Source organism: Blautia sp. HCP3S3_G3, from assembly GCF_052063365.1.
In the GTDB taxonomy this organism is placed as follows: Bacteria; Bacillota; Clostridia; order Lachnospirales; family Lachnospiraceae; genus Blautia_A.
Window position 1 is genome coordinate 232368 of sequence record NZ_JBQHXR010000002.1, and the last position, 22550, is coordinate 254917.

General features: G+C 44.6%; 14 protein-coding genes and 1 other annotated feature. Of the genes, 4 read left to right on the forward strand and 10 right to left on the reverse strand.

Going from position 1 to position 22550, the window contains the following annotated elements:
- Positions 1 to 131 precede the first annotated feature (131 nt).
- A complete protein-coding gene (gene sigG, locus ACTNEW_RS04795; protein WP_441058531.1) occupies positions 132 to 911 on the forward strand; it encodes an RNA polymerase sporulation sigma factor SigG in 780 nt (259 codons plus the stop codon).
- 238 nt (positions 912 to 1149) lie between these two features.
- Here sigG and pap read toward each other — a convergent pair whose 3' ends face one another.
- Positions 1150 to 2622 carry a polyphosphate:AMP phosphotransferase gene (gene pap, locus ACTNEW_RS04800; protein WP_441058533.1) on the reverse strand — a complete coding sequence of 491 codons (1473 nt, stop codon included), beginning with the start codon at positions 2620 to 2622 and terminating at the stop codon, positions 1150 to 1152.
- Between the two features lie 497 nt (positions 2623 to 3119).
- On the opposite strand from pap, the gene ACTNEW_RS04805 reads away from it, so the two are divergent.
- Positions 3120 to 3707: a LysE family transporter gene (locus ACTNEW_RS04805; protein WP_441058535.1), complete on the forward strand. Its 588-nt coding sequence runs from the start codon at positions 3120 to 3122 to the stop codon at positions 3705 to 3707.
- A gap of 265 nt (positions 3708 to 3972) precedes the next feature.
- Here the strand turns inward: ACTNEW_RS04805 and ACTNEW_RS04810 are convergent, their stop codons facing one another.
- The gene (locus ACTNEW_RS04810) at positions 3973 to 5301 is read right to left on the reverse strand and encodes an alpha-glucosidase/alpha-galactosidase (protein ID WP_441058537.1); all 1329 of its coding nucleotides are present in this window, start codon (positions 5299 to 5301) and stop codon (positions 3973 to 3975) included.
- Positions 5302 to 5488: 187 nt separating this feature from the next.
- On the opposite strand from ACTNEW_RS04810, the gene ACTNEW_RS04815 reads away from it, so the two are divergent.
- Complete coding sequence (locus ACTNEW_RS04815) at positions 5489 to 6310, forward strand: AraC family transcriptional regulator (RefSeq protein WP_441058539.1); 822 nt, start codon at positions 5489 to 5491, stop codon at positions 6308 to 6310.
- Between the two features lie 309 nt (positions 6311 to 6619).
- Here ACTNEW_RS04815 and ACTNEW_RS04820 read toward each other — a convergent pair whose 3' ends face one another.
- The 3 genes from ACTNEW_RS04820 to ACTNEW_RS04830 all read right to left on the reverse strand — a co-directional run bounded on the left by ACTNEW_RS04820 (position 6620) and on the right by ACTNEW_RS04830 (position 12516).
- Positions 6620 to 10027, reverse strand: a complete 3408-nt coding sequence (locus ACTNEW_RS04820) for a TRAP transporter large permease subunit (RefSeq protein ID WP_441058541.1) — start codon at positions 10025 to 10027, stop codon at positions 6620 to 6622.
- Entirely contained in the window at positions 10024 to 10518 is a 495-nt protein-coding gene (locus tag ACTNEW_RS04825; RefSeq protein WP_441058543.1) for a TRAP transporter small permease, read from the reverse strand. Before ACTNEW_RS04825 ends, ACTNEW_RS04820 begins: the two co-directional genes overlap by 4 nt.
- 178 nt (positions 10519 to 10696) lie before the next feature.
- Positions 10697 to 10942, reverse strand: a binding site (T-box leader).
- Positions 10943 to 11265: 323 nt separating this feature from the next.
- Complete coding sequence (locus ACTNEW_RS04830) at positions 11266 to 12516, reverse strand: 6-phosphofructokinase (RefSeq protein ID WP_441058545.1); 1251 nt, start codon at positions 12514 to 12516, stop codon at positions 11266 to 11268.
- Positions 12517 to 12761: 245 nt separating this feature from the next.
- Here ACTNEW_RS04830 and ACTNEW_RS04835 point away from each other — a divergent pair, with 245 nt between their 5' ends.
- Positions 12762 to 13640 carry an aldose 1-epimerase family protein gene (locus ACTNEW_RS04835; protein WP_441058547.1) on the forward strand — a complete coding sequence of 293 codons (879 nt, stop codon included), beginning with the start codon at positions 12762 to 12764 and terminating at the stop codon, positions 13638 to 13640.
- 231 nt (positions 13641 to 13871) lie between these two features.
- Here the strand turns inward: ACTNEW_RS04835 and ACTNEW_RS04840 are convergent, their stop codons facing one another.
- The 5 genes from ACTNEW_RS04840 to ACTNEW_RS04860 all read right to left on the reverse strand — a co-directional run bounded on the left by ACTNEW_RS04840 (position 13872) and on the right by ACTNEW_RS04860 (position 22390).
- Positions 13872 to 16163, reverse strand: coding sequence for a transglutaminase domain-containing protein (locus ACTNEW_RS04840; protein ID WP_441058549.1), 2292 nt, complete (start codon positions 16161 to 16163; stop codon positions 13872 to 13874).
- Positions 16164 to 16313: 150 nt separating this feature from the next.
- On the reverse strand, positions 16314 to 17708 hold the full coding sequence (locus ACTNEW_RS04845) for a glycine--tRNA ligase (protein WP_441058551.1): 1395 nt from the start codon (positions 17706 to 17708) through the stop codon (positions 16314 to 16316).
- 61 nt (positions 17709 to 17769) lie between these two features.
- Positions 17770 to 18525 carry a DNA repair protein RecO gene (recO, locus tag ACTNEW_RS04850; RefSeq protein WP_441058553.1) on the reverse strand — a complete coding sequence of 252 codons (756 nt, stop codon included), beginning with the start codon at positions 18523 to 18525 and terminating at the stop codon, positions 17770 to 17772.
- A gap of 3 nt (positions 18526 to 18528) precedes the next feature.
- Positions 18529 to 19437 (reverse strand): GTPase Era, encoded by a 909-nt coding sequence (era, locus tag ACTNEW_RS04855; RefSeq protein ID WP_441058555.1) that lies wholly within the window; start codon positions 19435 to 19437, stop codon positions 18529 to 18531.
- Positions 19438 to 19465: 28 nt separating this feature from the next.
- Complete coding sequence (locus tag ACTNEW_RS04860) at positions 19466 to 22390, reverse strand: insulinase family protein (protein WP_441058557.1); 2925 nt, start codon at positions 22388 to 22390, stop codon at positions 19466 to 19468.
- Positions 22391 to 22550 lie beyond the last annotated feature (160 nt).

Genomic DNA, 22550 nt, shown 5'->3' on the forward strand with positions numbered 1-22550 from the left:
ATTCTGATTCATCTGCGTCATCGTCCTTTGTCAAGGGCTTATATTTTTTATATTTTCCCGAAAAAAGTATATTTATCCTCCCATTTGAGAATCATTTTTAATAGCAAAAGAAGATAAGGAGGATCATTCAGATGGCGCTTAATAAAGTAGAAATCTGCGGAGTCAATACCGCAAAGCTTCCCGTACTGAAGCCTGAGGAAAAAGAGGAACTGTTTAGGCGGATCAGGGAAGGTGATATGGAAGCCCGGGAACTGTACATCAAAGGAAATCTGCGCCTGGTTTTAAGCGTGATCAAACGGTTTCAGAACAGCAGTGAAAATGCAGATGATCTCTTTCAGATTGGCTGTATCGGACTGATGAAAGCCGTTGATAACTTTGACACCACACTGAATGTCAAATTTTCCACATATGCGGTGCCCATGATCATCGGAGAAATCCGCCGTTATTTACGTGATAACAATTCTATACGTGTCAGCCGTTCCCTTCGCGACATTGCCTACAAAGCAATCTACGCAAAAGAGAATTATCTCCGTCATCACGACAAAGAACCCACCATCGCGGAAATCGCAGAAGAGATCGGCATTGAAAAAGAAATGATCGTCTATGCCATGGATGCCATCCAGAGTCCTGTCAGTCTCTTCGAACCGGTTTACACAGAAGGCGGCGATACGCTTTATGTCATGGATCAGATCAGCGACAAGAAAAACCGGGAAGATCGCTGGATTGAAGATCTTTCTCTCCGGGAAGCCATGCAGCGTCTGAATAATCGGGAACGCCATATCATTGAACTGCGTTTTTATGAAGGAAAAACGCAGATGGAAGTTGCCGATGAAATCGGAATTTCCCAGGCACAGGTCAGCCGCCTGGAAAAAAATGCGCTGAAAACCATGAAGAATTATCTTCGTCCATAGAGTGAAAAATCATCCGCTTGCAGAATGAAATTTTATGCAGACAGAGACTTACAACTCATCTGTGTTCGCAGGTTAGAAATTGGATGCATCCGTAAACCTACAATTCATCTGTACTCACAAATTTATCATTGTCTGTAGCTGCAAGATAATAAGCATGTTCACCAAAAGGAAACAGGCCAGGAGACGGTTTTATCACCATCTCCCGACCTGTTTCCTTTTTCATTTAGAAGGCCATGCATCACTCAAGTGCCTTTTCGATTTCTTCTATTACGATTTTCAACGCTTTTATACGGGCATATTTCTTATCTGCGGATTCCAGTATATGCCACGGTGCATAAGCGGTACTTGTCTTCTGAAGCATTTCATTGACAGCCACCTCATAATCATCCCATTTTTCACGGTTACGCCAGTCTTCATCCGTAATTTTCCACTGCTTCTCCGGATTATTCTGACGGTCAGTAAAACGTGCCAGCTGTGTATCTTTGTCGATCTGCACCCAGAACTTAATGATCACAGCACCCCAGTCAGAAAGCTCTTTCTCAAATTCATTGATTTCATTATAAGCTCTCTTCCAGTCATTCTCACTGCAAAAGCCTTCCAGACGTTCCACCATCACACGGCCATACCAGGTACGGTCAAAAATTGCAATATGTCCGTCTTTGGGAAGTCTCGTCCAGAAACGCCACAGATAATGACGGGCTTTTTCATGAGGTTCCGGACTTGCAATGGGATGTACCTCAAAACCTCTTGGATCCAGTGCGCCGGTAATCCGCTTGATATTGCCGCCTTTGCCTGCCGCATCCCAGCCCTCATATGTGATGATCACCGGTATCCGTTTGCGGTAAATCCGGTTATGGAGTTCTCCCAGTTTCTTATGCAGCTTTTTCAATTCCACACGGTACTCGTCATCCTCGATAACTTTGCCCTCCAGTTCGATTTCCTGAAGTTTCGGCATTTTTACCAGTGGAAATACATTCTGGAGAATCGGCACCGAATGAGCACTGTTCTGCATGGCAACTTCAATTCCTTCTACCAGAACCTCCAGCACCTGCAGCTCTGCCCATTTCTTTTCGGACGCATCAATAATATACCACGGAGATGTGGACATATTGGTATCTGTCAGATAACGGTCAAATACTTTTCTGCATTTCTTATAATGTTTATTCTGCCATCTGTCAGATTCTGAAACGCGCCAGTCTGTATCCTTGCTCTCCAGAAGATGTTCCATACGGGCAGTCTGCTCTTCTTTGCCGATCTGCATAAAGAATTTCAGAACCAGATATCCATTGTCGGTAAGCTGCCGTTCAAAGCGTTTGATACTGTCGATTCTTCTGTCATAATCATCACCTGCAAGCTTTTCTTCCAGGCATGCTCTGGTGGTCTCTTCCATCCAGCCGGAATCCAGAAATGTAAACTTTCCTGCTTCCGGAATCTGTTTCATATAACGGTACAGAAATGGCCTGCGCAGTTCCTCTTCTGTTGGCGCTGACATCGTCGCAACCTTGAAAAATCGCGGATCGATATTTCTGATGATTTTCCCGATGGTACTGCCCTTTCCTGATGCTCCCCATCCCTCAAAAAGAACAAGTACCGGAAGTTTGTGTTCCTTGATTTTCATTTGCAGCTCATAGAGCCTGGTACGAGCTTTTTCCAACCGTTCATTGATTTCGTCTTTCGTAGGGATTTCTCCCGGTGTCCAGTTTTTCAGCATATACTTCACCTCGTTTTCTTATGGATCTATGTGTGTTTTCATTTTACTGCATATCACGTTTCGTTCTTTGTGTTTGTTCTTTGTGTTTGTTCTTTGTGTTCGTTATTATATCACACTTTTTCGTATTTTAGTTGTTTTATTCTGCATTTTTATGTGATTTATTATTATTTTTCAGTTTTTATAGATCAGCAAACTAAATGTACAGCTGGAATAGCAGCTATGAATGAACCTTGACAGCTCAATAACTACTCTGAAATCTGTCACAGGGATAATATACCCTTTTGACGGGGTTATGGAGTAAGGCTATGGCTGCATGAAACAATTGTTTGATTCATGGATCTGTTTTTTAGTTCAGATACTGTTCCGTGAATAATTCAGAATTATTTAATAGTCACGCATCTATGCAATTCCATTTGCCTTGTTTTTCCTGCCATGATAAAATAAAGGTACCTGTTTTTATAGACAGTGATTATCATGGAATGAAAGGAAAAAACGCAATGCCATTATCCGTTTTTCTTAATATGACTGTTTCTGCAGCCATCACCGTCTGGTCTCCGGGCCCGAACAATATTTTGTTATTATCCACTTCCAGTAAATATGGAATCCGGAAAAATCTCCGTCTGATGCTTGGAATCTGGACCGGTTCTCTGACTCTGATGTGTCTCAGCGGACTGTTCTGCAGTACTCTGAGCAAAGTCATTCCAGGCATTCAGGCATACATGAAATATGCCGGTGCTGCCTATATTCTTTATCTTGCCTGGCAGACCTTCCGGCGCCAACCACCTGCCGATTCTGCTGCTGAAAAAGAACCATCCTATCTGATGGGACTTTTTCTCCAACTTTTGAACGTAAAAATTATTCTATACGGACTGACCATGTTTTCCACTTTTATTCTCCCATGGGAAAGCAGTATCCCCCTGCTTTTCCTGTTTGCCATATATCTTATGATTCTTGGAGCTATCGGGAACCTCATCTGGGCATTTGCCGGAAATCTCCTGAAACGTCTGTATAACGCACATTACCGGGTAATGAATGCGGTCATGGCATTTCTTCTTCTCTGGTGTGCACTAAGAATTATACGTTAAAAATCTCCTGCAGAATTCGATGGTTTTCTGCAGGAGATTTTTATATGGATTTTTCATTGATTATTCCAATAATTGTTTCATCGATTCTTTCATCGACTATACCGATAATTGTTTCATTGATTCTTTCATTGATTATCACATCGACCTGGCAACTCTGCTGTGCCGTAATATTCAGGATCTATCACAATGATTCACAGCAATATACTCTGCAGCATATTTCTCAGTATATTTCCAGCAAACAGGACTGATTATTTATCTTTCTGATTTACCGATACATTTTCATGTACTCTCCATGTGCCGCGATCAGTTCATCACACATGGCGCAGATATCATCCATGCTGAGTTCTGCGGCCGTATGCGGGTCAAGCATGGCTGCCTGATAAATCTTATTGCGGTCCTTTGTTACCGCTGCTTCGATTGTCAGGAGCTGCGGGTTGATATTCGTTATATTCATAGCAGCAAGCTGTGTCGGAAGTTTGCCAACCTTACATGGATTTACGCCATTTGCATCGATCATACACGGCACCTCCACGCATGCTTCTGCCGGAAGATTTTCAATCAATCCATGATTCAGAACATTTCCCCCGATTTTGTACGGCTGTCCTGTTACGACTGCTTCCATGATATAAGAAGCATATTCTTTGGAACGCTCGTGTGTGATTTTTCCATCTTTCAGAATATCCTCACGTTCTTTTTCCCAGCCCTCAATCTGGTTGATACAGCGGCGCGGATATTCATCCAGAGGAATGTTGTATTTTTCAATCAGTTCCGGATATCCGGATTTGATAAACAGCGGATTGTATTCTGCATTATGTTCACTGGATTCTGTACAATAATAGCCCAGTCTTCGGATATATTCAAAGCGTACCATATCATCATGTTTTTCTTCTGCATTTTTCTTTGCTGCACGCTCGCGAATTTCCGGATACAGATCATTTCCTTCTTTGTCATAAATCTCCAGCAGCCATCCCATATGATTGATTCCGGCAATTACTTCTCTTCTGCCTTCCAGCCGGTCTTCCATTCCCAGTTTTTCCAGCAGTCCTTTTGAACATACCTGTACACTGTGGCACAGGCCTACTGTACGGATTTTTGTATAGCGCTGCATATATCCGGTCAGTATTGCCATCGGATTGCTGTAATTGAGGAAGAGGGTGTTCGGACAGACTTCTTCCATATCACGTGCAAATTCTTCCAGTACCGGAATGGTCCGCAGACCTCTCATGATTCCACCGATTCCAAGAGTATCTGCAATGGTCTGACGAAGACCGTATTTTTTCGGAATTTCGAAATCGGTTACTGTACACGGTTCATAACCGCCTACCTGAATGGCATTCACTACGAAATCCGCATCGCGAAGGGCTTCTTTCCTGTTTTCTGCACCCAGGTAGGTACGAATAGCGGCACGTCCCTCGTTGATGTTCCGGTTAATGGCATTCAGAATAATCTCCGAATCCTCCAGACGCTTTGCATCAATGTCATACAGCGCAATTTCCGCCTCCCGCAGCGCCGGAGTACACATACAGTCCCCCAGTACATTTCTTGCAAATACCGTGCTTCCGGCTCCCATAAATGTAATCTTGATTTTTTTCATGATATCCTCCTATTTTTTCAGATGTTTGCCATCTGTATTTTATCAAATATTCCCGTTTCCATTCATTGTATTTGTGAAAAACATCTGCTAAAATATCTTTCATCAGAACTGCTCCATCCCTCATTATTACGGGATCGCAGCTGCTGAATCGTTGCCTTAACTCTCATTTACGAAAGGATCGTGCTTCATGGAAAATGCAGTCAGTTTTTCTCTTCCCTCACCCCGCCAGCAATCTCTGGGAATCGTTACATTCGGTCATTCTGTAACGGAACCCTGTCATAAATACGGACCTGCTGTCCGTTCTTATTACCTGCTGCACTATATACTTGACGGCAAGGGTGTCTTTTCCGTCAATCAGACCGACTATCATCTGAAAGCCGGACAGGGCTTTCTCATTGAACCTGACTATCTGACCACTTATATGGCCGATGCCACCGAACCCTGGACCTATATCTGGGTTGGTTTTTCCGGAACGGAAGCTTCTCAGCTGATTGCTTCCATCGGGCTTTCTCAGAATCAGCCGGTATTTGAAAGCACCGAATCGGCAATCCTGCACCGCTGCGTTTCAGACATGCTGCTTCATAATCACAGCAACGCCGCAGACACCTTCGCAGTACTTGGTGATTTCTATCGTTTTATCAGTGTCATTGCCGCTTCGAACCAGGAAATTCTTCCAAAATCCGACGGGAACCTTTATGTCCGCCAGGCGGCCGATTATATTCACAATCATTTCGCAGAACCTCTTACGGTAGAAGAAATTGCGCATCATGTAGGACTGAACCGCAGTTATTTCAGCAGTATTTTCAAAGAACAGACTGGTCAGACTCCTATCGAATATATACAGAATTTCCGGCTGACCAAAGCCGCCCATCTGCTGGATACCTCTACGCTTTCCATTGCCGCTGTTGCGTATTCCTGCGGTTATCAGCAGCCTGAATCTCTGATCCGTATTTTCCGTATGCGCTATGGAATTTCTCCTGCTGCTTACCGGAAACGCCTGCATTTGTAATTTTCACCACGATAATTCGTATTGTCTGAAAATTCTTTATATACATTGTAACTTATTTCCATCGCTTGACCAAGATTGTATTCACAGAAAAAACTGTCCATTTGTTATATTTTTATATAGCATTTTCGCATCACAGGAAAATACAAAGCACACTCCTGTGGTTCAGGAAAGAATCCCTGACCAGAAATTTTTATGTTACAGGAAAAAGCGAAGCACGCTTCTGCAACATAAATAACCGCCGGAAGGATGTCTCTTCATCCCCGGCGGTTCTCTCTTTACTGCTCACTCAGATCACAGTAACATTCTATTCTAACGGAACGCTGCTACCAGTTCAGCTCCGTCTTCATATCCCTGATTTTTCAGTTCTTCAATGAACCATTCATCCACACCTTCTACAGCTTCACGGAAAGAATCCATATCCATCTCTTCTTTCTCTGTAAAGGTCACACCGTTCTTCGTCTCCCAGCGGCTCATGATTTCTTCATCACCGGAACGGTTGATGTAACGCTCATATTCTACGGCTTTCTGGCCTGCTTCATCTACCACTGCCTGCTGCTGTGGTGTCAGACTGTTATAAAGCTCTTCATTGATACAGAAGAACAGACAGTCATAAATGGCATCCCACAAAGAGCAGTACGGCTGTACTTCCTGTACGCTTGCCGCATCGATGGCAGGAAGCGGATTTTCCTGGCCTTCTACGGTGTTCTGCTGCAGAGCTGTATAGGTTTCAGACCAGTTCATATTGGTGGCATCTGCGCCCCATCTCTTATAACATTCCATCAGAAGATTGGAGCCTGCCACACGAATCTTCAGGTTCTTCATATCCTCTACGGATTTCACTTCATGTACACTGTTAGTCAGTTCACGGAATCCATTTTCTGCGATACCCATGCAGTGCAGTCCGTATTCTCCAAGAACTTCATTGAGCATTGCTCCTCCCTCGCCATCCAGCTTGGCATCCGCATCTTCAATGGAATCAAAGAGGAACGGAAGAGATACTACATTAAATCTCGGGTCAAATGCGGAATAGATCAGATTGGAATGCATAGAAATCTGTACCGGATCTCCATCCATCAGCGCCTGAATTCCTTCAGACTGATTTCCATTCGTCAGCTGATCGGCTGCATATACTTTAACTTTCACCTTTCCGCCGGTAGCCTGCTCCATCAGTTCGCCGAATTTCTCGCCGCCTTTGGCCCAGGTACTGGTTTCTGTAGTAGAGCATGCAAAGTTCCAGGTTGTTTCTTCCCAGTCCAGATCACTGTAATCATCCATAGACACATTTGCCGCATCTTCTGACTGGACGCTGTCTTCAGAATCTGTAACACCTGACATTTCCTCCCCTGCGGAAGACGGTTCTGCAGCTACATCCTCTGTGAAAAGTTCCACAAGTTCTTCTGCGTCATCAAAGCCCTGATTTTTCAATTCTTCTGTAAACCACTCATCCACACCTTCTACTGCTTCTTTAAAGGAGTCAATGTCCATCTCCTCTTTTGCGGTAAAGGTCACACCGTTTTTGGTTTCCCAGCGGCTCATGATTTCTTCGTCGCCGGAGCGGTTAATGTAGCGCTCATATTCTACGGCTTTCTGGCCTGCTTCATCTACCACGACCTGCTGCTCCGGTGTCAAACTGTTATAAAGCTCTTCATTGATACAGAAGAACAGACAGTCATAAATGGCATCCCACAGAGAGCAGTATGGCTGTACTTCCTGTACACTTGCCGCATCGATGGCAGGAAGCGGATTTTCCTGGCCTTCTACGGTGTTCTGCTGCAGAGCTGTATAGGTTTCAGACCAGTTCATATTGGTGGCATCTGCACCCCATCTCTTATAACATTCCATCAGAAGATTGGAGCCTGCCACACGAATCTTCAAGTTCTTCATATCCTCCACGGATTTCACTTCATGTACACTGTTGGTCAGTTCACGAAATCCGTTTTCCGCAATACCCATACAGTGCAATCCGTATTCTCCAAGGATTTCCTTCAGTTTTTCTCCTGCTTCTCCATCAAATTTGGCATCTGCATCTTCTACGGAATCGTAGGCAAACGGCAGAGATACCACATTAAATCTCGGATCAAACGCAGAGTAGATCAGATTGGAATGCATGGAAATCTGTACCGGGTCTCCATTCATCAGCGCCTGAATTCCTTCCGACTGATTTCCATTGGTCAGCTGATCGGCTGCGTAAACATTGACTTTGATCTTGCCTCCGGTAGCCTGTTCCATCAGCTCGCCGAATTTTTCACCGGCTTTTGCCCAGGTACTGGTTTCTGTTGTGGAACAAGCAAAGTTCCAGGTCATCTCCGGCCAGTCCAGATCACTGTAATCTGCAATATCATTAAAATTCTGCTCCTCGCTTCCGCCTGCAGAATTACCGGTTTCTGTCTGTTCTTCCTGGATTCCAGTGTAAGCACCATTCTTGGCCAGTGCCTTGGGAAGTGCTACGGAAACCTCCGGAACATAGGTAATTACAAGAAGAACAGCCACACATGCAGCAATCATCGGAAGAACGGCTTTGGAAATCTGCTGCAGGGTAATTTCCAGACCTTTTTTAATTTTGATGCCAATTGCCACAAACAGATTGACACCAACCGGAGGAGTCACCTGTCCGATGGCAAGGTTTACCGTTGCCATAACACCGAATGCCACCACATCATAGCCAAGGGCTTTGCATACCGGAAGCATGATCGGGATAAAAATATACATGGCTGAGTTTGCATCAATAAAACATCCTGCGATCAGGAAAATCACATTGACGATCAGCAGGAAGATAAACTGATTCTTCGCAATTCCTGCGAGAAGTCCGGATGCTGCCTCTGCAATACCGAATTTGGTGCAGACAAAAGAAAACAGAGACGCACATGCAACGATCAGCATGATTCCACCGGTTGTCTTCGCAGACTCAATCAGAATTTCTGCCAGATCTTTCAGTTTGATTTCCCGATAGATCACCATACCCACAAAGAGTCCGTACACGACAGATACCGCTGCTGCTTCTGTCGGTGTGAAAATTCCTCCATAAATTCCGCCAAGAATGATGACCGGCATCAGAAATCCCCAGAATGCATCTTTAAATGCCGCCAGACGCTCCGCTGCAGAAGCTTTCTTCTGAACAGGCTGGATATTTTTTCTTCTGGCTTCCACCATAACCACGATGACAAGAGCAACCCCCATCAGGATTCCCGGTACAATACCTGCCATAAACATATCTGCGATGGATACGCCTGTAATCGACGCATATACCACAAATGCAATACTGGGCGGTATGACAATAGCAATCGAACTGGCTGTCGCCATCAGTGCTGTGGAAAACGGTGCGGAAAAACCTCCCTGTTCCACCATAGCCGGTACCAGAACCGCACCAAGAGCAGCAACGGTTGCCGGACCGGAGCCGGAAATTGCGCCAAAGAAACATGCTACAATAACACAGACAATCGCAATGCCGCCTCTTCTGTGTCCGACGCAGGTATCTACAAATTTAATCAGACGTTTGGAAATTCCCGCCTTCGCCATGATGTTTCCGGATAATACAAAGAACGGAATGGCCAGCAGCAGGAATTTGCTGATTCCGGAATACATATTCGTCGCAACAATTGTCAGGGATGTTCCGGAATACAAAATTGCACAGACGGATGACAATCCCAGACAGATTCCGATCGGCACACCCAGAACCAGGAAAATAAAGAATGAAATAAATAAGACTGCACTGATCATCGTTTTTCCTCCTTATCTCCCAGGCAGAAATCCAGGCAATATTCCACAAAATGCAAAATCATGCATCCTGCACCAATCGGTACAAAAGACCAGAAAATCCACTCCGGCCAGTTAAGTACAAAGGTACGTTTTCCATTTTCCAGCTGGGTAATAACTTTGTCCATTCCATATTTAAACAGAATTGCGGTAAAAGCAATACTCAGTACCGTAATCAGAATCACGGAAGGTTTTTTGAGTTTTTCCGGAAGGCGGTCTGTGAACAGCGTCAGGCTGACCAGTTCTCCCTCCCTTGCTGCCAGAGCTGCTGCCAGCAATGTGATCAGTACAAAGACTGCCACTACCAGTTCCTCGGTAAAAGACCAGGAACGATGAATGACTTTTCGGGAAAAAACATTTCCCACTGTCAGTACAAGGATGAGCAGCATGGTTACAATCAGAATGATTTTTTCCACTGCTGCTACTGCGTTCATGATTTTCTTGTAGACTTTCATATCTTTCCTCCTCATTTTAATTTTCACCCACTGTTTCTTCGTATAGGATAAATGAATGTAGGTGTTTTCTCACATCTCTGTGAAAAATACCTGGTTTTTGCGATTAGGATAAAGGCTTTTTTATATTACAGGAAAATGCGGAGCACTTTCCTGTAATATAAAAAAAGCCCGCCCCTGAAATAGGGACGGACAAATATCCGCAACCACCCTGTCTCCTCATTGAAACAAGTACGATTCTGCAACGTACCGGCATACGCGGTTCCTGTAACGGGGAACAGCCGAAAAAGCCTACTCACCTTATACATGGCGTTCGGCCTTCCTTCTCAGGGAGGATCTTCAACTCAGTTCTGACACTGTTTCACACCACACAACAGCTCTCTGATGACAGAATTCCGAATTTACTTATTCCCTTCGTAGAATTTGCTTCTTAGCTTTAATTGTTTAATCAGCTAAAGAGATTCTACACTTTTTTTGAGCTGCCGTCAAGTATATTTTTATGTCATAGAAAAATGCGAAGCACTTTCCTGCAATACCCGGAAGGCTTTTTAATATTACAGGAAAATACGGAGCACTTTCCTGTAATATAAAAACTGCCGCACGCTGTAAAATATCTCACAGAGTACGGCAATTTCCTGTCACTGTTCCCGGAGCACAACCAGTAAACAGCAACTATTTTATCCCATATACACTTCTCCAAAAATTCCTCATCAACAGGCCCCCACCTGTCGGTCTCGGATTCTTTTCTTCTTATCTCTTTTTCTTCAGATTCAGTACCAGATGTCTCGGAAGACCGTTCACCATAATCGGCTGATAATCACCCTGAATCAGCGGATTGATGTAATCAATGAAATCCTTGGTTACATATGTGGCATCTTTGTTCATCCAGTTTCTCGGAACCAGTTTTTCTTCATTGGCGATCCGATGTACATCGTAAATACCAGTCCTTGCCATATACGGGTCATCAGAAACACGGTCAATGACAATCATCTTGCCGGTATCTCCTTCATCTGCTGCTTTGACTGCGGCACCGCCAACCATGAATGCTTCATCGATATCTACGCGGGATGCCATGTGAGATGCACTTCTCTGAAGAGTAGAAAGTTCTACTGCTCTTGTTTTGCATCCGCACTCTGCAGCAAGGAAATTAGCCAGGTATGTGGCAGTACCCTGAAGCTGTTTGTGTCCAAATGCATCCACATAATCGCCAACGCTTCCCAGTTCACATACATAACGGCCGTCAGCCAGCTTGATACCTTCTGAAACAGCAATCACGATCGATGATTTTTTGCTCAGGAGTTCTTTGACTTTTACAAGGAATTTATCTACATCAAAAGGAACTTCCGGAAGATAGATCAAATCCGGTCCGTCACAGTCTTCTGTCTTGGCAAGTGCTGTGGCACCTGTCAGCCAGCCGGCATTACGTCCCATGATTTCCATAATGGTGATCATATTCTTCTTATATGTCAGACCCTCAGCGTCACGAATGACTTCCTTCGTAGATGCACCGATATACTTGGCCGCACTTCCAAATCCAGGAGTATGATCTGTCAATGCAAGGTCATTGTCAATGGTCTTGGGAACACCCAGGAATTTCTGGGTATGACCGGTAAGGATCGCATAGTCCGACAGTTTCTTAATGGTGTCCATGGAATCGTTACCGCCAATGTAGATAAATGCATCAATATCCAATTTATTTAAGATTTCGAAGATTTTCTCATAAATTTCCTTGTCCTGGTGGATTTCGGGAAGTTTGAAACGACAGGAGCCCAGGAAAGCAGATGGTGTTCTCTTCAAAAGTTCAATATCCAGTTCTGAATGAATCTGGGTGGAAAGGTCAATGTACTGCTCATCCAGTAAACCCTGGATGCCGTGAAGCATACCATAAACCTTATCAAATCCTCTCTCAATGGCATTCTTATAAACGCCGGCAAGACTGGAATTAATAACAGAAGTAGGGCCTCCTGACTGTCCTACAATGATGTTTCTTTTCTTTGCCATAGTCTTATCCTCCTCTGCAACGGCCTATAATTGTCAATTCTAACAAGTATTCCTTTCAAAGTCAATAAAAAATTGTAGATTTTTATGTGTTTTTCTCGCATTTTCTGTTTTTCCGTGCTATAATGTGCACAAAGTATTCAGGAAAACAGGTTCTATTTACTCTGTTAACAGCAAAAACAGTGCCGAAACAGGAATGGGAACCGTTCTCCCTGACACAAAATTTCATGAAACAGGAGGATTTTTCTATGGTCCATACAATGGAAAATGAGTATCTGCGTGTCGGTATTTCCGATGCAGGCGCAGAACTTGTCAGTATTTATGATAAAAAGAATAACCGCGAAGTGATCTGGCAGGCAGACCCTGCTTACTGGAAACGACACGCACCTGTCCTTTTCCCGAATGTAGGACGCCATTACGGTGATCATTACAGAGTACACGGACAGGAATATCCCTCCAGACAGCACGGATTTGCCAGAGATACGGAATTCCTCTGTACCGCAGCATCCGATACCTCTGTTACTCACGAAATGACCTCTTCCGATGCTACCAGGGCATCGTATCCTTTTGACTTTGTACTGCGGATCACGCATTCCCTGACGGACAGGGAAGTCCAGATATCATGGGAAGTCATAAACAAAAGTGCCCAATCCATGTATTTCACTATCGGCGGACACCCGGCATTCCGGGTACCGGTTCTTGAAGGAACCGATTACAGTGATTACTCCCTGACTTTTGAGGGACAGGATTCTCTGACTTATCTTCTCCTGGATCCCGCATCCGGTACTGCTTTTGCAGAGAAAACCTGTGAACTGAAGCTCTCAGAAGGAAACTGCCGACTTGATACGCACATGTTCGATCATGATGCCCTTGTATTTGACCACAGCCAGATTTCCCGGGCAGGAATTCTTCTTCCGGATGGAAGTCCTTATCTGGAGCTTCGCTGTGAAGGATTCCCGAATTTCGGCATCTGGTCTGTCCCCGGTGCACCATTTGTATGTCTGGAGCCATGGATGGGACGCTGCGATAATTGCGGATACCATGGTCCTCTGGATGAAAAACCGGATATCAACAGCCTGGAGCCGAATGAAACATTTCAGAAATCCTATGTGATCAAAATATTTTAAATCCCTTTTTGATCACATAGGCTTTTCCAAACCACATCTGCAAACAGAAAACTGCTTTTTCCAAATCACACTATTAAACAGAAAACTGCTTTTGCTGTTCTCATAAAAAAGATGCAGCCCTGCATTTCCTGCAGTTCTGCATCTTTTTTCGCGCAAATCAGCACAATGAATTTTCAGACACAATATAAGAAGCTGATGCATACATTGGCCGATTGCTTTTTCATTATACAGTTATCGTTTCAGTTTTTTTACAGCAGAATAACCGCTGTATACCCTTTTTCCACTGTAGGTACGGTACGCACGGATTCTGTACTGATATGTTTTTCCCTTTTTGGCCGTTTGATCTGTATAAGAAAGGGTACTGGAGCTGACTGTTTTGATCACCGTCCATTTCCCGCCTTCATAACGCTGAATCTGGTATCCGCTGGCTCCGCTGACTTTTTTCCAGGATGTCTTTAACCCGGAACTGATTTTTGTCAATGTTAATGTGGGTGTACCAATGGATGTCTTTGCCGATTTTCCGGTGGAATCGTACAGTCCTTTTGTCTTTCCGGTGCTTGTATAGGAACGGACCGTATAAACATAGGTCGTTCCTGCTATAACCGGGAAAGCCCCGGAGGATGCGTGAGTATAACTGGTAGTTTCCGAACCATTCACAGATGCAATCTGTTCCCACTTTGTCCCATTCTTCCGATAAATCAGATATCCGGTTGCTCCGGCAGCCTTTTTCCACTGAATCGTAATCTTATTATAAGCAGCAGCCTTCGCACTTACCAGTACCGGTTTGTCCGGAACAGACTTGCCGCCGGTCTTTGCAGAATATCCGCCGTAGACATTTTTGCTGTTCTTCGTGTAATAGGCACACACCCGATAATAATATGTGGTACCTGTTTTAACAGGATACGTCGTCGTTCCGGTATGGGTATAGGAAGTTGCTGTCGTCCGTTTGAGTTCTTTCCAGGTACTGCCTTTCAGGTACTGAACCACATAACCGGTTGCACCCTCCACTTTATTCCAGGTGATTTTCAGCTTATTATAACCGGCAGAGCTGACTTTCGTGATTTTGGCAGAAGCAAGAACCCGCTGTCCTCTGCATTTCGTACAGGTATTACTGGAAAAGGTACAGCTTTCTTTCTTGCTGGAACCACAAACTGTACATACAGCCTGATGCGTATTATTTTTGTTACAGGTATACTTCCATTTATGAGCAGTTTTTGCAATAAAAGCACTTTCGATCAGTCCACATTCACTGCAGTATCTTCCCTTCACGCCTTCTTCCAGACAGCTTGGCTCATAAACAACTTCCCATGCACTCCACACATGGCTGCATTGTGCAGTATCACTTGTCTGAACCTGATAATCTGTATAAGAAGTCGGATAACATTCACGAAATTCTGCAGAATCATAATCACCAAACAATGGATCATCATCTCTGGCATGACTGTCCAGACTGTCAAAATACTCATCTCCCATCAGGAAGAATTCATATGGTTCCGGATAAACTTCTGCATCCCAGGTGGCATCCACATTATAAAAAGCGTCTCTCAAAAAAACAATATTCCAGATATGATCCCTGCTTGGAATCATACGGTTGGTAATTCCCGCTTCTGTCAGCATCCGGTACAGAAGAAGGGAATATCCCTGGCATACAGCTGTCTGATCAATGGCTGCACCATAAGCAGTAAACTGTGTGAGATAGCTGTCATCATTCACATGCGCATAATCATAAGTCACAGTACTGCAAATATAATCATAGATTTTTCGGATTTTCATATACGGGGTCATCCCGGATGAGATGCCCAGATTTCCAAGTACACGATTAACAGTACTGGTCACCTTCTGCTCCTGCTCATAGGTCGTATAATAACTGAGGGTTTCTGAAATGATGTATGCCCCCTTGCTGCTGTCGTAGTCTACTCTTCCGCCATTGATTCCTGCAAAATTCCATCTCAGATAATCTCCCTCAACAGAATTCCCTGTTTCTTCCATGGCAAGCAGCAGGATATCCAGTGCAAGATCATTCCATGCATCCAAACTTACATCAAATGTCAGCTTCAGCGAAATGGTGATCTTATTCTGGCGCTTCACAAGCAGGCTCCGATAAGTATCCACCGCATTCAGAAGAGCCTTCACGTCTGCCGGATCCAGTTCCTCATATCCGCTGTTTTCTCCGGCTGTATAAAGTTCTGAAGACGCTGCCGAAAGTACTTCCTCCACTGACGGCGTATCACAGCCGGTTCCTACAGGTGTAAAGGGGTCCGGACGCAGAATCGGTTCCAGCTCTGTTACAAACTCTGTATCGGAATCAGCCACAGACAACCGTTCTCCGTCATCCGAAAACTCTCTGACTTCCCCTTCACCGGAAACTGCAGCTTCCTCGATGGAAGCTTCAGAATCTGTAAATAATCCGACAGAGGCATCTTCCCCGCTGGAAAATTCTGTTGCCAGAACAGGAGCAGTCAGAGAAAGTACCATAACTGCTGATAAAATCAGTGACAACAGTTTCTTTTTCATATTCGCCATTTGTTTTCTCCTTCTGTGAAATCCGTCAATTATCCTGTTATTGCAAAAGGAGTACTCTTCCAGAGTACTCCCTTTATCCTGTTGTATGCACTTAAAAAGTTATGTCAGGCAAATTCTGTTTTCTGATATGACACATCCCTGTATAGGAAATCAGAATGTAAATTTGTCTGCAAAATATGCATCCAGTTCCTCAATTTTTACACGAACCTGTTCCATTGTGTCACGGTCACGGACTGTTACCGCACCATCTGTCTCAGATTCAAAGTCATAAGTAATACAGAACGGAGTTCCGATCTCATCCTGTCTTCTGTAGCGTTTACCGATATTTCCACGGTCATCGTATTCGCAGTTATATTTCTTGGATAACTGCTGGTAGATTTTCTCTGCACCTTCATTCAGCTTCTTGGAAAGAGGAAGCACACCGATCTTCACCGGTGCCAGTACCGGATGGAAATGAAGGACTGTACGTACATCATTCTTCTCTGCATCCAGAACTTCTTCATCGTATGCACTGCACAGGAACGCAAGAACCATACGGTCTGCACCAAGAGATGGTTCGATGACATACGGAACATATTTCTCTTTCTTCTCGTCATCAAAATAGCTCATATCCTGACCGGAAACATTCTGATGCTGTGTCAGGTCATAATCGGTTCTGTCTGCAATACCCCACAGTTCTCCCCAGCCGAACGGGAACAGGAATTCCACATCTGTCGTTGCCTTACTGTAGAAACTCAGCTCTTCTTTGTCATGGTCACGATAACGGACTTCGTCCTCTTTCAGTCCAAGAGAGCTCAGCCAGTCAAGACAGAACTTCTTCCAGTATGCAAACCACTCAAGGTCGGTATCCGGCTCACAGAAGAACTCCAGTTCCATCTGCTCAAACTCACGGGTACGGAATGTAAAGTTACCCGGTGTGATCTCATTACGGAAAGATTTACCGATCTGTCCGATACCAAACGGGATTTTTTTACGGGAAGTTCTCTGAACATTCTTAAAGTTTACAAAAATACCCTGCGCTGTCTCAGGTCTCAGATATACGGTATTCTTGGCATCTTCGGTAACACCCTGAAATGTTTTGAACATCAGGTTAAACTGGCGGATATCTGTAAAGTTATGCTTGCCGCAGGTCGGACATGGAATTTCATGTTCTTTGATGAAATCCATCATCTGTTCCTGTGACCATGCATCCACAGAACCTTCCAGCTTGATCTCATGCTCTGCACAGTAATCCTCGATCAGTTTATCTGCACGAAAACGTTCATGACATTCTTTACAGTCCATCAGAGGATCCGAAAAGCCGCCAAGATGACCGGATGCCACCCATGTCTGCGGGTTCATCAGGATCGCACAGTCCACACCGACATTGTACGGGGATTCCTGAATAAATTTCTGCCACCATGCACGTTTTACATTATTCTTCAGTTCCACACCAAGATTGCCGTAATCCCAGGTATTTGCCAGGCCGCCGTAAATTTCGGATCCCGGATAGACAAAACCTCTGGCTTTTGCCAGGGCAACAATTTTTTCCATTGTTTTTTCCATAATAGTTCTCCTTTACCGTCAATTATCCTCATTATACCATCAAAAAATTATTTTTCAATACTCAGCTGCAAATCATTTCCAGGACCTGAAGGCTTTTGAATTTCCTGTCTGTATTAGCTGAGGTATATCTGTGAATATGATACTCCAGTTCCTGCAGTACATCCTCTTTCACGGAAAACGTATACAGCTTTCCCATCGGTACACTGACAATATACTGCATTGCGTACCATGCAGCTCGTGAAATTCTCACAGCATCCAGCACACCCAGGGCACATGCGGCACACAGCATTCCATGCTCCTGCTGGGAGAAATATACCGGTGCCTGTTCATCCGGTGTACAGTCACAGACTGCGCAGCTGGATATCTGCGGACAGAGTCCCTGCACCTCCATCATCCTCAGTTCATAAACACAGCGTACCAGCCGGTCATCAATATGGGGATTCAGCAGTGCTTTTACCGTCACATAGAGAAGGTTCATCATTTCTCTCTCGTCCGTTCCTTCCCGTCCGAAATAATCTGCAAGCTCCAGAAAATAATAACCATAATAAATTCCCGGCTGCATGCCTGCCAGCTCCACAAAATGATGCGTCACTGTTACCTGATTCAGGTTATAGCTGGTCCTTCCTTCATACAGAGTAAAGGATCCAAAGACAAACGGATTGGCCGCCGCCATAAAGGGACTGTTCATTCTTCTGGCGCCCTTGGCAAAGGCGGATATTTTGCCCCGTTCCCTTGTCAGAAGTACAATTCTCTTGTCGTATTCCCCCACCGGCATGGCAGATAGTACCACTCCCTGCACGGTAATCAGGTCTCTCATAGGTCAGATTTCCTTCTTATCATATCCAAAGTTTTTGATCATAAAATCGCTGTCCCGCCAGTCTTTCTTCACCTTCACCCAGAGTTTCAGATTCACACCCGACTCCAGCATCCGTTCCAGTTCATAGCGGGCATTGCTTCCGATTTTTTTGAGCATGCTGCCCTGTTTGCCGATGATAATACCTTTATGGGACTCTCTCTCACAGATAATCGTTGCTTCAATATCCACCATCGGCCTGTTTCCCGGCCTGCGTTTCATCTTGTCAATCGCCACAGCAATTCCATGAGGAATTTCCGCATCCAGTGCATGCAGTGCTTTTTCCCGGATGATCTCTGCAGCGATCTGACGCTGCGGCTGGTCTGTCACCGTATCTTCGTCATAAAACATGGGGCCATACGGCAGATACTGAAAAATACTGGTAATGATATCTCCGGTATTCTGTCCGCGAAGGGCAGACACCGGAATAATCTCATCAAACTCATAAATTTTGCGATAGGTATCAATGGATCGGAGAATTTCCTCTTTTTCCACAGTATCTACTTTGTTGATCACCAGGATTACCGGAATGTGAAGTCCCGCAAGCTGCTCGGCAATATGCTTTTCTCCTGCTCCCACAAACGTGGTAGGTTCCACCAGCCAGAGAATCACATCCACTTCTTTGAGTGTACGTTCCGCCACCTGTACCATGTATTCTCCCAGTTTATTTTTCGCCTTATGAATCCCCGGTGTATCCAGAAAGACAATCTGCCCGTCTTCACAGGTATACACAGTCTGAATACGGTTTCTGGTGGTCTGCGGTTTCTTTGATGTAATGGCGATTTTCTGTCCGATGAGATGATTCATCAGCGTGGATTTCCCCACATTCGGACGTCCAATGATCGCCACAAAACCTGATTTAAAATTTTCATTCATATTTTCTATCCTCTCCTGACGGAATTCCTCAGCTGTTGAATAACGGCCTGGTTTCCATAAACAGATCTTTCTCACTGCGGATGGCGTTTTCGCTTCCCACTACACAGACCATCTCATCCGACAGAATGACCTCGATTAGAGGAGCCAGCGCCCGGATATCTTCCACCTGCGCATCCAGGATCTGATCACGCTCTCTCTGGACCATTTCTTCCGAAACCCTGCTGAAGTATGCACTCTTGGAAAGATTTCCCTTCATCTGTGGTGTTTTCGGAACATCCTTACCGCTGATCGTTCCGATAATATATTTGGTCATCTCACGTTCATCCGCACGGAAATTCCGGATATATTCCGGTATTTTCCGGTAAACCTCCAGTGTTTCCTTCAGATGCGGGTCACGGTAGGAGACAAAATAGCTCTCGCCGTTTCTGCGGAATCCACTCATACAGCCATACGCTCCGCCCTTTACCCGGAGATTGATCCAAAGATAGTCATAGCTTAAGGCAACCTTGAGAATTTCCAGTGCTCCTGTATATTCCAGCCCTTTTTTGCGGAAATTGCCTGTCTGCGCTACATACTGAACCTGACCGGAGGTCATGAATCCTTCGTTTTTCTTTACACATTTCATCGTATCTTCCGAGGTCTGAACAGGCTCCGTATGAAGTTTCTCCTTCAGACCGGCTGCAAGTGTTCTCACCAGATCAACCGACTCTTCCTCTCCTGTATAACTAATCATAAAGTTTTCCGGACGGAGAATCTCCTTGGCCAGTTCCTTCAGAGAAGAAACGATTTCTTCTTTCCTGCTGTCGAATTCCTTCTCCAGCTTCTCGATAAACTGATAATAGGCAATGCCTGCCATTGCATCCTGAAAAGCAGCCATAGGAGAACTATAGGAAGAAGCACGCAGTACAGCAGTGGAATGGCCTCCGCTTACAAGACTGGCCTGCGCTCTTGATTTCACCTCGGCAATAATCTCATAAAGACGTTTTGTATCATCCAGAGACGAGGTAAGAAGAATTTCCTCCATCATTGCGAACAGGAAATCCAGTTTTGTGTACAGTGCTTTTCCGCGTATGGAGAACATGGCACGGAATTTCCCCGGTTCCCCGGTCTGATCGAACACTTCTACTCCGCACTGGATTCCGCCTGTACCGGCATTGATTTCATTAAACAGGGCTCCATAAGTAAAATGTTCGGTATCCACATATCCCAGCACCGATTTGAGAAGTCCCAGATAAGGAACTTTTTCCGGGCTGAGATGTCCAAGATCAAACAAAACATCCACATATCCGATTCCGTTGGTACATACATCATGATACAAAAACAGACTTCCGCCCGCTTCCAGTTCACGGTTATAAAAATGCCCCGCTTCCCGACAGATATCTTCCCGCTTCAGCATAGGGATACATTCCAGCGCTTCCGGATCTTCCTCACTTTCCTGATAAGCAGTCAGTGCTTCGGTTTTTCTGACCATTTCCTCCAGTTCCTGCTGCGGCAGACTCCTGCGGAATGCCTCCAGCTTCTCTTCCAGAGCTTTTTCTCTCTGCGCTGCCAGACCTCTGACAGGAACCAGGGTCAACATACTGCCATGAGTGTTTTCAAGAAGATATTTCCGGATCATATTCTCGAAATATCCCTCATGTACCGCTTTTTTCAGATAATCAAAAACATCCAGAAGCTGTACGGACGCAAATGGATTTTCCTCATCGTACAGCCAGTTTCCAAGAATATCAAGGCTGTACATCAGCCCCTTCGGATAAGAGGAAAAATCAGCTTCCCTGTAACGGAACTCAAAATAATTGATTCCTGCTTCCACTGCTTTGACATCAATCCCGTTCTTTACGATTTCTTCCAGAACATTCCGGATAACCTCTGCAAATTTTTCTTTTTGCTCCGCATTGGAACCTTTTGCGATCACATCGAAATATGGCTGGCGGATGCCGTCTTCATAACCTCCATAAATGTCCTTGCCGATCCCGGCATCCAGAAGAGCTTTCTTCAGCGGTGCTCCCGGTGCACTCAAAAGTGCATAGTCCAGCACTTCAAAAGCAGTGCACAAAGTCATATCATGGACATCTCCCACGACTCTGCTGTAGGAAAGGTACGTGTTATCTTCCAGATTTTCGTTTTCGGACACCGGATATTCCATAGTGAGATCCCGGCAGGTTTCAAATGCCTTCTGCAGTTCGATTTCAGAATCCACTTCCATCGAGTCAAAAGCAGAAAGATAATGTCTGTCAATAAAATCCAGTTTTTCCTCCATATCCATATTTCCATACAGGTAAATATAGCTGTTGGACGGATGATAAAATTTCCTGTGAAAATCCAGGAATTCCTCATAGGACAGCTCCGGAATATTTTCCGGATTTCCTCCGGACTCAAATCCGTAAGTCGTATCCGGATACAGAGAATTCATAATTTCCCGTTCCAGCACTTCATCCGGGGAAGAAAATGCGCCTTTCATTTCACTGTAGACCACTCCATTATAAGTCAGCGGCCCGTTCACATCTTCCAGATGATAACTCCATCCTTCCTGGCGGAAAATCTCTTCTTTCTGATAAATATTCGGATAAAAAACCGCATCCAGATATACATGCATCAGGTTCTGAAAATCCTGATCATTGCAGCTGGCAACAGGATAGCATGTCTTATCCGGATAAGTCATAGCATTCAAAAAAGTGTTCAGAGAACCTTTCACAAGTTCCACAAAAGGATCCTTCAGAGGGAATTCCCGGGAACCGCACAATACACTGTGCTCCAGAATATGAGCAACACCCGTACTGTTCTTCGGCGGTGTACGAAAAGCAATATTGAACACTTTATTTTCATCATCATTCTCAATGAGCATCACCCGTGCACCTGTTTTTTTGTGGCGCAGCAGCCATCCCACAGAATGAATGTCTGTTAAATTTTCCTGTTTGATCACTTCATATGCAGTCAACGTTTCTGTTTTCATTCTTTCCTCCGGTATCTTAATTATTCTGACGCAATATCAGCACTTCTTCTGCTATTATCTCCAGAATGCTGATATTTTCATGTATGTATTCCGTACTTTCACTGACGCGATCTGACGGGAATGAATTTTCAAACACGCTCTAATGTCAAAAGGTCATGAT